The sequence below is a fragment of the Paenibacillus sp. 598K genome, from assembly GCF_003851045.1.
In the GTDB taxonomy this organism is placed as follows: domain Bacteria; phylum Bacillota; class Bacilli; order Paenibacillales; family Paenibacillaceae; genus Paenibacillus_D.
This window is the reverse complement of sequence record NZ_BFBX01000058.1, coordinates 28348-42147: the sequence shown is the minus strand read 5'-3', so window position 1 is coordinate 42147 and position 13800 is coordinate 28348. Positions and strand designations below refer to the sequence as shown.

Annotated in this window: 7 protein-coding genes; all 7 read right to left on the bottom strand. The window is 62.2% G+C overall.

Annotated elements, in window-relative coordinates; all coding sequences use genetic code 11:
* Positions 1-937 (bottom strand): glutathionylspermidine synthase family protein (locus tag PA598K_RS17340; RefSeq protein ID WP_260405463.1); only part of this gene is annotated, 937 nt, incomplete at its 3' end.
* A gap of 122 nt (positions 938-1059) precedes the next feature.
* Positions 1060-1902, bottom strand: a complete 843-nt coding sequence (locus tag PA598K_RS17335; RefSeq protein WP_128658180.1) for a DUF350 domain-containing protein — start codon at positions 1900-1902, stop codon at positions 1060-1062.
* A gap of 202 nt (positions 1903-2104) precedes the next feature.
* The gene (locus PA598K_RS17330; RefSeq protein ID WP_185602049.1) at positions 2105-2848 is read right to left on the bottom strand and encodes a dienelactone hydrolase family protein; all 744 of its coding nucleotides are present in this window, start codon (positions 2846-2848) and stop codon (positions 2105-2107) included.
* Between the two features lie 31 nt (positions 2849-2879).
* Entirely contained in the window at positions 2880-9227 is a 6348-nt protein-coding gene (locus PA598K_RS17325) for an S-layer homology domain-containing protein (RefSeq protein ID WP_128658178.1), read from the bottom strand.
* Positions 9228-9295: 68 nt separating this feature from the next.
* Positions 9296-12037, bottom strand: a complete 2742-nt coding sequence (locus PA598K_RS17320; protein ID WP_128658177.1) for a glycoside hydrolase family 38 N-terminal domain-containing protein — start codon at positions 12035-12037, stop codon at positions 9296-9298.
* Between the two features lie 25 nt (positions 12038-12062).
* Entirely contained in the window at positions 12063-12887 is an 825-nt protein-coding gene (locus PA598K_RS17315; RefSeq protein WP_128658176.1) for a carbohydrate ABC transporter permease, read from the bottom strand.
* Between the two features lie 9 nt (positions 12888-12896).
* Positions 12897-13778: a carbohydrate ABC transporter permease gene (locus tag PA598K_RS17310; RefSeq protein ID WP_128658175.1), complete on the bottom strand. Its 882-nt coding sequence runs from the start codon at positions 13776-13778 to the stop codon at positions 12897-12899.
* Positions 13779-13800 lie beyond the last annotated feature (22 nt).

Sequence of the window (13800 nt, the reverse complement as noted above, 5' to 3'; positions counted from 1 at the left end):
TGAGCACCCAGTCCGCATCCGAACGCTGGACCTGCCTCGGGTCCCGAGTGTCGGGCAACGTTTGTTTCCAAGCGTCGAGCGATACCCCGAGCCTATCCCAGATTAGCGGCAGCCGTTTGGACTGAGTCAGCATCGCGATCGGATGGTTGCAGGCGAGCGTCTCGCCATCGTAGAAGCCCTGCCAGCCCGAGCTGCGGGGCAGGGTAGCGAGCCACTCCAGCGGGAAGAATCGCAGCAAACCGTCAAGCGGTCCCTCCTGGCCTTCGACAATGCTATGCGCCCGCCGACCATGCCATCGGATATGATCTGGCGCAGCCATCAACGGCGTATAGCCGTGCGAAGCGAAGTGATCGCCGAGGAACTCCATCACTTGTCGATCATCGGAGTAGGAGGTCGCATGGACGAACGCCAGCCGACCCTGACCGCCGATACGGCTCCTGACGCCCTCTAGCAGACGATCCGCCAGATGGTGGCGCGGTTCATAGCCCGGGAAATATCGCACCGCCAATCCGGGCAGCACCGACGCCTCAGCCAGTCCTCCGGGTACATCGCTATTCACTTCGGAGATTCGCCAGCCGTCCGATGTCGGGTGAAAATCAAAGCGCATCAGTCGCACATGGCGAGACGCATCGTAGCCTCGCAGCCGCTCCAGCGTCGACAAGATGCGCCGAGGCAGCCCGAGCTGCCGGGCAAGAGGCAAGCGCTCCAGCAGCGCGCCCTCCATCTGTACCGTCTCCAGCGCCAGCTGCTCCGCCAGTCGCTCCAGCTCCCTGGCCGTCGATGGGGACAGCAGCAGCGCATGGCGCGCGACCGTATTATGATCCTCGACCTTGGGATCCCACTTATACCCCTCGAAGATGACCTCATAACGATAATCCGCATAATGCTCAGCAGGAATCGCTGCCAGCCGCATTCCGCCTGGTATCTTGGTCCCCACACTCACAGGCTCCCCTTGCGCCTCATGCGCCGGCTCACTTGTCATAGCAGCAGATTTCCAGCGCTCCGTCGCCTCGGCTGGCGCAGCGACCCTGGCCCTCCCCGGTATAGACCCTCTTGTCGTCACGGCCTTGCCCCCCAGCCGGGGATCGGGCTGCCAGGAATGTCAGGCAGCAGCATGACGCTGACGATCGCAAATGCGATATACAGCACCGCCCAGATGAGCGCTGTAGGCAGCGTCTGGTCATGACGGCTGCCGCGGTCATGAGAGCGACTCGCGTCCGCCCGCTCCACCTGCAGCGCCCAAAGCGTCAGCAGCAGTACCGGCCAGCCGGCCAGGAACTCGACGATGGTCATCCACCAGGAGGTCCAATCGCCGGAGGATGCACGACCGAGTAGGATGCCGCTCGCGAGCAGATAAGCTCCGAAGCGGATACCCGTGCTTATGTTTCTCTCCACGGTGATACGCTCCGAGACGTAAGCGTACTTGTTGAACAATCCGGCCAGCGCCAGCCATGCCGCGAAGCCCAGGCCGCCTGCGAACACGACGCTCCACCAGCCCGGGCCATCGCCGATGTTGGCGCCCAGATAGATCATCGTCATACCCATGAATGCGCAGGCATATGCCGCAAGCGCCGCCCGATTGCCAAGTCGGAGCGCATCATCCTCCCACGACAGATCAAGTCTCATCCGCGTCATCATGCTGCCGAAAGCGAGGCACAGAAAGCCAAGCAACAAATAAAACACGATAAATAAAGCATTATCCACGACATCGTAAGAGGCCAACGACTGCAAGGTGCGAAGCAAGAGAATAAAGGACAGTATCGGCAAAGCCCCGAGCACCAGTCTACCCGTCACGTTGTGCGACCGCGGCCATAGACGCAATATTTTGTAGTACCACATTATGACAAATCCTATCGTCACGCTTCCCGACACCATCAGGACAAATACTTCCCAACCACTCATGAGTCAAGCCTCCCGGCCGTTGATGATATAGATCGTTATGTAAAGTGTGAGCGAGGTAAACGCCAGCATCGCCAGCTGCCCCACCTCTCTATTAACCCGCCACAGTCCCGTTGACGCACAATGTACAGTCGGTCGCCCTGACCTGGGCCGCAAAAAAGAGACATCCCGCAATCTCACGGAATGTCTCACATATCTCTCAGGGCTAGATCTGGCGAGCGAACCATTGCAGGCTATGCTGCCACATCGATTCGATGTACTGATGATCTAAGTCAGGCGTCTCGTAGATCGTCAGCCTGTCCGCTGCCCCGCCATACATCGGGCGAAGCTCGTCGAGGAAAGCCCTCGCTGCATGCGACGGCACGAACGGGTCGCAGGCGGCATTCTCGAAATGAATCGTCACCTGGCGCGACGCATAAGCCTCTGGATGAGAGGCCGGGTTGAGCCGTTCATACAGCTGAGCCGTCCAGGTATCCGGCTCCCCCTGCTCCTCGGCGGCCCCGGTGCGCAGCCACTCCGGCGTCGCGATGACGCTGCAGACGCCCGATATGCGCGGGTCGATCCCCGCCGCTGTCAGCGCGATATCGCCGCCCATGGAGACGCCGCCGACGACGACCGTGCCATTGATCTCGAACTTCTCGACCGCCCAGTCGATGACCCGCAGCATGTCCTCTGCCGTCCGACCGAGGATTTCCCAGAAATATTTGCGGCGATTGCTCCCCACACGAGCAATCATCGCCTCCTGCGGCTCCACCCGCCGCTCGCCATGCTGATACAGATCGTAGGCTACCGCTGCATAACCGAGCTCTGCCAGCTGGTCCAGATACTTCGCCAGATGCTCCTTCTCTCCCGAGAAGCCCGGCAGCCAGATCGCTAGATGCCGCAGCTCTGTATGCGCTGCCGGCTCCCGCCAGATGACCGGGATGCCGTCTATCCATTCGTGTCCCATATCCTCTTCTCCCATCTGCGATCAAATCCCCTTATGATGCCGTGTGTGTCTCCTGCACCAGCAGCCCGGTGATGCTCGCCCAGGTGTCATACCCGGAGTTGAACTCCAGGATGAGCTGGGCCTGAGAAGCGCCGAGCGCCGCATCGGTCAAGTCAATGTGAAGCGGGCGGTCCAAAAATGCGCCGCTGCTCTCGTCCACCATCGCGACCAGCACGGAAGGCTCCCCGTCGACAGCCACAGCGATACGGATCGTGCTGCCCATAATCGCCCGTCCCGTCATCGCCAGGCGGAGCTGGCGAAAGCCATCGGGGTCGAGACTGTCCAGCGTGTAGACGAGCCGACCGCTCCCGTTAGTCGGAGCAAGCGACGGCTCCGGGCGGGCCTGGGCGTCCACCGGACGAACGCTCAAACCCTCATAGGATGCGGTGGCATCCATCCAGTCGTCGCCTGACGCGAAGTTCTCCGCCAGCAAGGTCGAAGTCGCCAGCGACTCGGTAGAAGTCGTGTACTCGGTCAGGCGGAGGCGATCCAGGAACGCCCACGTATAGCGGTCGGGCTGGATCTCGATCTTCACATAGATCGTAGACAAGCCCTGCGCAACCGCGCTCAGATCAAGCGTCCGCAGCTTGGTCACGTCGCCCGCATCGTCGCCGCCCAACTCGCCGACAAAGGAGAGCTGGTCCGGCGCTGCGCCGGCGTAGAAGCGCAATGCGCCTTGCCAGTCTCCGACTCCAACCGTACGGCCGCTGTACGCCAGCGACAGACGGCGGAACCCTGCCGGATCGCTGCTATCCGCCCGATAGATGACGTAGCCGTCATGCTTGCCTTGCCAGCCTGCATCCTGTCCGTCGAACAGGCCGCTTAGTCCCAGCTGCGGGAATGTCGGCTCGTCCATCGGCTCCACCTGCAGACGATACACCTCGTAGGCGCCCAGCTCTGTAAAGTCGATCTGCCCTGCCCCATAGCTCTCAAACGATTCGTCGAGCAGCATCTGCCGGCGCGCTACGGTCAACTGCGCCGTCTGCTGCAGAAGCTGATCGCCGAGCGCCACCTGGACGCCGATGACCGCCTGGCCCGGAGCGTGGCCGGTGACGACGCCGGCTGTCGAGACGGACGCCGTCTGCTCGTCCGAGCTGGTGTAGCGGATCTCGAATAGCCCCGGGTCCAGCTCCACCTGCGCGTCATTGTAGACCCGGACGCTCGCTTGCGTCATCTCGCCGTCGCTGCCGAGGATATCCTCTCGCAGGCTTAGGACGACAGAGGCAGGCGTGATCCCGATGACCTCGACCTCCAGCGGAGCCGTAGCGACGATGCGGCCATCGACGCGGACATAAGCGACGATCGTCGCCGTTCCCGGCCGAGCGGCCCGGATCCCCTCGGCCGTCCACTCCAGTACGCCGTCAATGCCCACAGTATACGCGATCTCGGCATGTTCGGCTAGCGCGACCGGCTCGTTATTGTCATAGCTCGCGTGTATCCGGAGCGGCAGCAGCTGTCCCTGCAGTACTGTCGGTTCATCCAGCTCCAGCGTGGCAGTGGCGAGCGACCGCTGCGGCGCCCGACGCTTGATGACTACGTCGTTGAGCGAAGCCCAGGTATCAGCTACCGTCGTGCGCAGCTCGCTCTTGATATAGACGACACTCCAGCCTGCTGTCTGTTCGGTCACGTCGATCGTCCGGCTCAACGTAAAGTTGCCCTCGTTGGCTCCTGGCTCGATCTGTCCCACCTCGGTCCATGTCGCCTGATCGCCGCTCACATACCAGGCGACTCGCTGCTGGGCAGGATTGCCCATAATCGCGCGACCGCTGTACTCGACGATCAGCTGCTCCGACGGCGAGTCGCGCTCGATGCGCCAGACGATCTCTCCGGGCGCAGCGCTCTGCTCGGGACGCAGCACCTTGTCCCTGTAGTTGCCGTCGAGCGACACTGCGCTCAGGTTGGTCACGCTGTGCGCCCGCGCTCGCCAGCTCTCGTCCGCATCCTCGAAGGTCTCCTCGACGAGCGCATCATACGTCTCGTACAAGGACAACGCTCGCGGCGCTCTTCCCGGGAACGTATAAGGGCTATAGTGCACGCTCAGTCGGTCGCCGACCTCGATCCCCAGATCCTCGACATCCGCCGTGTAGATCGACATCCCTGTTGCGCTCGCCACAGCCAGCTTCGTCTCCGCCCCCAGCTCGAACCGATGGCTGGCCCCGCCATCGTCCTGGAGCTCGACGAATGCATTGCTCAGTTGACCGCGAATCGAGATCGGCTCGACAGCCGTCACCGTTCCCGTAATCCGGCCATAGCAGGCTTCGATCGATACGATCTCATCCTGTGCATTGAGCTCCAGCCTCACCAGATCGCCATGCTCCAGCAGCGAGAGCGGCACCTTGAGCATCTCCCCGGACGGGGCTCCCGCCGGTCCGCGCCGCACTGTCAGTGTCTCCGCCAGCTTGAGCTGGATCGAATTGACGTATTCGCCGATCGCCGGATCATGGGACTGGATACGGATGTAGCCTTCCTGCTCGCCGCTGCCCTTCTTGTACAATCTCGCTTCCAGTATATCGGGATAGTTCTTGGCATAGGCCGCGACGGCTGTTAATGTGAAGCTCACGCGGCCGTCGATGACCGGCATCGCCCCAGACTCCCCAGCCTGCGCAGGCGAGATCTCATAGATCGAACCGCCCGGCTCGACCGCTCGCGCCTTATAATGCGAAGCGACAGGCTGGAGCACGCTCAGCTCTACCTCCATATCCGTCTCGGATTGCAGCGAGAGACGGTACGTGCCGCTTGCCTGCAAGAGCGTAGCCTGCACCGTGACTCCGGGATCGCCGCTATCCAGCTGCAGCGGGTAGTCGCCCAGCGTCCCGGCGCCCCGTACCACGAACTTGGCAGGGAGCAGCTCCGACATCGCCGCAGTCAAGGCTTCATAAGCGCTCTTGTAACGTCCCTGCTCGTACAACTTCTTCATCTCCGTATACTTCGTCATCTGCGTCGGCTCACTCGCCTGCTGCTGGAATCGGGTGAGCATACGCTCGATGTCGGCTCGACGCGTAATCCACAGGTAGCGCTCCCGCATCTCATCATAGCTGTACTCGCGTCCGTCCGCCGCCCCCGGACGCATCGACCAGGGCTCATAGATCTGTACGGCATCGATCGCCGACCAATCCAGCAGCTCGTCCGGCAGCGAGACGGCGTACAGGCGGACCCGGATATAGGCGACGTCGCTGCTGCGATCGATCGCCTCGCCCAGATCGATCGTCTCCGCATGGAAGTCTCGCAGCGTCTGCACCAGCTCCAACTCATCGAGGGCGGAGCCTGCCCACACCTCGATGCGGCTGCCGCTGTTCAGATGGGTTAGACTGCGACCGGACAGCTGCAGCGTCAAGCCGTGGGAGAGCGGTGCGCCTCCGCGGTCGACACGGAAGGTTACATAACCTCCGGCCGCGCTGCCGTTATCCGGACTGAGGACCTGATGCTCATTGAGCGGGCCGCGTCTTACCCCCACCGCCTCGACCAGCAGCCCTCCCGGCGTCAGGGAGGACGCGTCGTCGAAGGTATAGCTGTGCAAGAGCGTCTCATGCGCAGGCCGAACGTAGCGCTCATCCTGCTGTCCGTCCTGCTCCTGCACCAGTACCTCGTCACCCGGCCGATAGTTGTAGATCGTGACATGGTCTGCACCATATGCATAAGCCTGACCCAAGACGGCAAAGTCAAGCATCGAGCCGCGCTCGGCGTTGACGTCGGCGAATCGTCCGCGCGCTGCGATATAGTCCAGATAACGATCATCCAGATGGCCCTCCCACTCGCCGCCGAACCGGATCGGCTCGACCATATGCGCCTCCCAGGCGGAGCGGCGCTCGTCGCGCAGCGGGAAGATCGGCGTCGGGAACATGTGCGTATACGCATTCTCTACGAGTTGGTAGCTTGGCTTCATCGTCTGGCCATCGGCGATCACCGTCGCATTGTAACGATACCCCGTCGCTATCGCGTCGCCGACTTGGCCGATATACGCGGTCAGATTGTCAGCCAGCCAAATGCGCTCCTCGCGCGACAGCCCGTCCGTTGGATCGAGGAGGATGCCGTCGGCTGCTGCGTCAGCGATTACCTGCGGACCGTAGTCGCCGGTTCCGTCAGTCGACGGGTTGAACGCGTAGAAGGGCCAGTAGAGCGGCTCATTCTCCGTGAAGACGACCGTCGGCGGCACCGTATCGCCCGCAGCCTGCATCCGAGCCGTCAGCTCGGAGATATAGCGGGTGACAGCCTTCAGCTTCTCCGCCCGCACCTCATTGTAATGCGCATTGTTCATCGACAGCCACGGCGTATTGCTCCAGATGTTGGGCGTCGACAGCTTCCAGTGGCCGCGCCCGTCGACATCGAGCGGGTCATAGACGACCTGATTGTAGGTCACATCCTTCCAACTGCCGCCCAGACCATCCAGACCGTCGGGCGTACCGCCCCACCACGAGTTGAGACTGAGATGGAGCGGCAGTCCGACATCGCGAGACAGACGCAACAGGTAGTCGAGCCGCTGCCGCATCTCGCCCTCGCTCCAGATCATGTAGTAGATATCGAAGCCGAGTCCGATCTCGTACATATCCAGCCCCCCATACCGGGCGCGGATCCCCTCGAGGACGGTCAGATCGGCCTCATAATCGTCCCACGCCAGCTGCGGCTGGAACAAGCCGACGGTCATCTTCTCCTGGAAGCCCTCCGTCGCCAGCCAAGCCTCGAACTCGCTATGCGCCCACAGCCGGTTCAGATTCACGCGGGTGTCGGAGACGCCGCTAAAGGTCAACTGCACCTCGCCGTCGCTGCCGACGGTCTCCCCATCAAGCTCAACAAAGTAATGGTTGGGTCCTTCGGAGGCTTCATTATAGGTACGGAAGTAAACGGCCTCGCCATCGGCCTCGATCGTATAGGCGATCGTCCCGGCCTGTCGCTGATGGATCTCCTCGATCTCCAGCGTCACCGGCTTGAACGGCGGCAGATCGCTGATCGTCAGCGAGAGGCCGGCTCCTATCCCCTCGAAGTAACGGACGGTATAGCCATCGCTCAAAGCGCCGACCTGCGTGCTCAGCTGCGCGATGCCGCCGGCCCCTTGCTGCATGACATGATGCGTGGCCTCTGAGGGCGCATCGCCGAAGTCGACGACAGCCTGTCGCCGCTCGGCCGACGGCTGCGGCGCGGACGGCATCCACGAGCCTGCGCCCCCATTATAGCCTGCCTCTGAGGACGACGACGCTGGAGGCATGATCGCTTGTCCTGTGCCTGTCACAGACTTGCCCGCGATCGTCGCTTCGATCCCCTCGATGATCACGATGCGACCGGTATGCCGCGCTACCGTGACACCGGGCGAGGAGATGACGAGCTCCGCCACCTCGCCGGAGCCGGACAATCGCGCTGGCGCGTCCAGGACGACCAGCGCTGCCCGGCTATGCTCGTCGAGATCGATCACGCTCTCTCCGCCTTGCGGCGCGACACGGATCAGCTCGGCCGTCGAGTCGACCAGCCGCACACGCATCTGCGGGGCCGTGATGAGGAGACTTGCCAGGCTCGACTGCTCGGCCTCCAGCATGCCCGACGGCCCGGCCATCGCTCTCAGCGTGCCTTCGACACGCGTGCCGCGCAGCTGCAGCAGCTCTCCTGCAGTCCCGGGTGCCAGGTACAGATCATCCTCCATAACCGTATCCTCGAACAGCAGCGGCGCGGCGTTGACGAGCAACCCGCCCGATACGACCGGAGGCAGCTTGGAGCCTGCGCCTGCAATCGTGGGCACGATATTGTCCATCATCTGTACCGCCTCGGCCCGTGTCAGTCGACCCTTGGGCTCGAAGCGGCCGTCCGCGCGGCCTTGGATGAAGCCCAGCGCATGCAGTGCCTCCACGTATCCGCGGCTCCAGGCAGCGATCTCCGCTTCGTCGCCAAACGGCGACTCCGCCTCTTCAGCGAGCGGCTCGATGCCGAACGAGATGGCGATCAGCTTGGCTGCCTCCTCGCGGCTGATCGGACGCTGCGGCCACAAGCGGCCGTTGCCGTCGCCGGCCAATACGCCCGCCGCTCGCAGTCGAGCGACAGCCTCGGCGTACCATGCCCCCGGGGTCACGTCCGCGAATTGCGCGGACGACTGGTCCCGATAACTAAAGGTTCGGTCGAGCAGCACGGCAAATTCCGCCCGCGTCAGCTCGCGATTCGGCTTGAGCTCGCCGTTTGCGTACCCCTGCAGGATACCGTAGCCTTGCCATTTGTCCAGCACAGCGGCAGCCCAATGCGCCGACGCGTCGCCGGACGAGATCGGGCGATCGGCCCGATCCGTCTGCGTCGCGCCTGCCGGCGCAGCCAGCTGTACGGTCGCCAAGACGAGGATGAATAAGGATAGCCATATTCTCTTCACAAGTATGCCTCCCTGCGACGCTCTCGGGCGTCGCCAATAGTCGGATCATCAATCATCGTCTGTCGGTATTAGCGCTTCCACTCCAGATAGCAGGTAACGAACCGCTTGGGCTCGAGCCGGATGGCGATCTCGATGCCCTCCGCTGCGTCCGCGATCGTCAGCTGCTCCAGGCGGCGACCATCAGCCATGCCCGCATAAGCGTCCGTCACGGGCAGTCTTGTGCGGATCGAGGCGCAGACCGGCTGCTCGCTCAGATTGGCCAGACGCAGCGCGACGCCGTGGCGATCCGGCTCGGGTAGCGGACGCAGCGAGGTCGCCTGGACGAGATCGGCGTCGATGGAGAGCCAGTCGCTGCCTGCCATCCGCGCGTCCTCCTCCAGGGCAGCGACATTCAGGCCCGCACCAGCAGCTGCGTCTATCCCCGCCTCAGCGACTGTCGACTCGACGAGCGTGCAGACGAGCGGCGCCACCGCTTGCTCATCAGCGATCCGCCAAGGCGCGACGCCGCTGTCCAGTCCAGGCATCGTCAGGCTGTAGGTGTAGACGAGCGTCCGCAGACACTGCGCGCCCTCTGCCCGCAGCCCCGGTCCCGGCCGATTGGTCGTCTGCATCCCCCGCTCCGCCGCTGCCATATGCGAGACTGCGCGCAGCAGCGTAATTGCCAGCGTGCCTGCGCCGCCCTGCTCGCCGGGAATCCACTCGTACTCATGCAGACCGTTCGCCGTGAAGACGGCTCGACCCTCCGGCCCGTCCACATAGAGAAACTGTTGGAACGGAAAGGTCGTCGGCTCATTCTCGAACCAGACGTCCGGCGACGGCTGCTGCGGACGATCCGGACGACTCACGATGTCGAATGCCGAGCCTGCCGCTACCGGCGCTGCCAGCTTCGGCAGACGGAAGAGCAGGCGGACCCGATGATCGCGGACGTTGTTATGCAGCTCGGTACGGAAGACCGCCGTGCGGCTGCCCGCCGCCAGCTCGATCGTCGTCACGATACGCATCTCCGCGCTGTCGCCGGATCGCCTGCGTCCGTCCGCGCCAGCCTCGCGCGGCACCTGCAGCGTATACTCGGCCGTCAGCTCCGACCAGCCGAACCCGTCCTGACGGCTGCTGATGCGCGACGGAGCGCCGGATAGATAACGCTCATCGAGCAGCGGCTGGGAGTACGAATAGCCGTCGCCGACATCTCCGCCCTCCTCGAAGAGGTGCAGCCCGCTCCAGCGACGACCGTCCGTCAGATCCTCGTAAGTGATCGAGCCGTCCGCCTCTACCGTCAACCGCACGATCCCATTCGTAATGCTACGTCCAGGCGTCTGCTGCGGCAGTGCATCCAGATGCGGCTCGACGCGCAGCTCCGCCGCCAGCAGCCTGCCGCCCAGCGCCGGCAGATCGCGCAGCAGCGCCTTCACTCTGTAGCGGTTCGTCTCGGGGCGGCTGAGCGGGTACTGGCCGGAGTAAGGCTGGATCGGACAGATGCGCTCCATGGCGATGATCTCCCCGACGGTGAGGACGCCATCGACATCGCGCAGCTGTACGGAGCGGTACAGCTGATCATCGTCCGTATCCAGCTCGAGCTCGACCAGCGCATCGCGGCGCCACGGCAGGCTGTTGAACACATAGACCGGGATCGCCCGCTCCCCCATCCAGGCCCGGCTATGGCGTCCGCCCAGCCGCTGCAGCGCCTCCAACTCCAGCTGCTCCGAGATCTGTCGCGCCTTCGCATAGCGCAGCTCCATCTCCTCATGCACCTCGTCGATGCTGCAGCCGCAGATGCTGTCATGCGGATGATTGTCCAGCACATGCCGCCACGCCAACCGGACGAACGGCTCGTCCGTCACACCGCCAAGCGCGGACAAGAGCGCCTGCAGCGGCTCGACTCGCTTCTCCAGACGCGTCTGGGCCTCGGCATTTTGCAGCTTCAGATAGACGCGGGACGACAGCACATTGGGCAGGATTGCATTGATCCTCGCTCCCGGCACATGGTTGGTGCGGCGGAGCTCTCCCCTCCGCACGGGACGCTCAGCCAGCTCAGCCTGATCGGCATCGATATAGGCCATGATCGATGTCTGCGCCAACGGCACCTGCTCTGTGCGGTTCCAATGCTCGATGATCGCTCGCAGATTGCGCTGCGGCTCCATATGATCGAAGCCATTCATCAGCAACGCATGGCCGGTGTGCGCGTAACGTCCGATCTCCCCCGCCAGCTCCCGGATGCGTACAGCGGCCGACGCCGGGTCCAGCGGCAGCTCCATGGCGCTGGTGTACCCGTAGCGAGCCGGTAGATGGATCGTGTAGATCTGATCGCCGCTCGGCGACTCCCAGACAAAGGAGGACGGCGTCTCCTCCGGCGTCCCGTTCAAGCCGCGCCAGACGACCGCCCGCTCCATGCCGAACTGCCGCAGCAGCTGGGGCATCTGGGTGATGTGGCCGAACAGATCGGGCAAGTAGCCGAGCTTGATCGGTTCGCCGAACGGCTCGCACTGACGCGCTCCCTCCTCCAGATTGCGGATGAGCGCTTCGCCGCTGACCAGATATTCATCCATCAGCACATACCATGGCCCGATGGCCAGCCGACCGCTGCGTACGAGCCCCCGGAGCGCATCCATCCGCTCAGGTCGGATCGCCGCGTAGTCGCTCAGGATGATCGCCTGCCCATCGAGATGGAAGACATACGCCTCATCCTCCTCCATCGTCGTCAACAGTCGGTCGAGCAGACCGACCAGCCGATAGCGGAATACCTCCATTGGCAGATACCATTCCCGATCCCAGTGCGTATGCGATACGAGATGCAATTGCTTCAGCTTGTTCAACTTTCGTACCTCTCCTTCCGACTCGTTAAGCCTTGATCGCGCCCGAGGTCATCCCCTGGACGAAGTAACGCATCGTTAATCCGAACAACAGCATGAGCGGCAGCGAACCAAGCGTCATGCCCGCGAACATCTGGCCATACAAGATCTGCTGCTGATCCATAAACCGGTACAAGCCGACGGTCAACGTCATCTTGGCATGGTCCGGCAGCACGAGCAGCGGCCAGATGAAGTCATTCCACGTATTGAGCACATGAAGCAGGCCCATCGACAGTATGATCGGCACCGCAAAGGGGACGACCAGCGAGAAAAACGTGCGCAGCTCCCCCGCCCCGTCGATGCGCATGCTCTCGAACAACTCCTTGGGCACCTGCTCGAAAAAAGTCCGCAGCACAAAAATGGTTACCAGTTGCCCTGTCGCGATGTATGGCAGAATCGCCGCCCAGTGGCTGTTCATCAGCCCCAGCTTGGTTACCAGCACGAACTGCGGCACGAGTGTCAGTACACTCGGGATCATCAGGAACATCAAGATCAGTCCGAACAACAAGCTGCGCAGCGGAAATAAAAATCTGGCAAACGTATAGGCGCTCAGACAAGAGACGAGCATCATGCCGATCGCCGCCACGCCGGAGATGACGATCGAGTTGCCGATATAGACACTCACCTTGTCGAACGCCTCGGCGTAATGCTCAAAATGCGGCTCCAGTGTAAGGCCGAAATAATTGGTCTGTAGCTGGTAATTGGTCTTCACCGACGAGACCAGCATGAAGTACAGCGGAAATATAGTTACAGCCAGCAGCACGCCAAGCAGGGCGAGCAAGAGGGCGTTGAACCTTCGTTGTCGTTGTCGCATGGCAGCCTCCTAAGACTTGTCGCGCATGAAGCGCATATTGATAATGGTGAGCAGCATTATGATGACGAACAGCACGATGCCCATCGCTGACCCGAGGCCAAGCTGACCGTAATTGAAGGCGTTTTTGTACATCAACAGTCCTGGCACCGTCGTATCGTAGCCCGGACCGCCCTTGGTCATGATCAATTGATCGCTGAACTGCTGGATGCCGCCGATCAGCACGAGCACCGTCGTCAGACGGATCTGCGGCAGCAGCATCGGCAGATCGATGCGAGTGAAGATCTTCCACCGTGAAGCGCCGTCGATCTGCGCCGCCTCCTTGACCGATTCGTCGATGCTCTGGAAGCCAGCCAGATAGATGAGGAACCCCATGCCGCTGATCCACGGGAAGCCCTTCATGACGATCGCCATGACCGCGGTGAGCTGACTGTCGCCCAGCCACACCCGCGTCCAGTCGCCCAGACCGATCGAATGGAGCATATAGTTGAGCAAGCCTGCATTGGGCTCATAGAAAAACAACCAGAACATCGTCAGTACCATGCCCGGGATGACCATCGGCACCGTAAAAGCCGTCTTCATGAAACGTCCGGCGATGCCATTGCCGAGCAGGTAGATCAGGTAGGCGCCCAGGATGGAGGCGCCTTGGTGGATGATCAGCATCCAGATCAGAAAATAGCCAAGCGTCAGAAACGATTGGAGAAAGACGGGATCGCTGAGCAGCGTTACATAATTGTCCACCCCGATAAATTGAGGATTCATGTAATTGCGCATATTCCAATCCAAAAACGAAATGCGAAAGGCTTCAAGGGAAGGGTAGACCAGAAACAAGCCGATAAAAGCAAACGTCGGGACGAGGCAAAGATAGCTGTACCAGGCATTGCCCTTGATCATTCGGTCACTTCCCTTCTGCTAG

Excerpts from the sequence above, each read along its gene's own strand:
- PA598K_RS17335 (WP_128658180.1), bottom strand. The coding sequence starts at position 1,902 with ATGAGTGGTTGGGAAGTATTTGTCCTGATGGTGTCGGGAAGCGTGACG.
- PA598K_RS17330 (WP_185602049.1), bottom strand. The coding sequence starts at position 2,848 with ATGGGACACGAATGGATAGACGGCATCCCGGTCATCTGGCGGGAGCCG.
- PA598K_RS17315 (WP_128658176.1), bottom strand. The coding sequence starts at position 12,887 with ATGCGACAACGACAACGAAGGTTCAACGCCCTCTTGCTCGCCCTGCTT.
- PA598K_RS17310 (WP_128658175.1), bottom strand. The coding sequence starts at position 13,778 with ATGATCAAGGGCAATGCCTGGTACAGCTATCTTTGCCTCGTCCCGACG.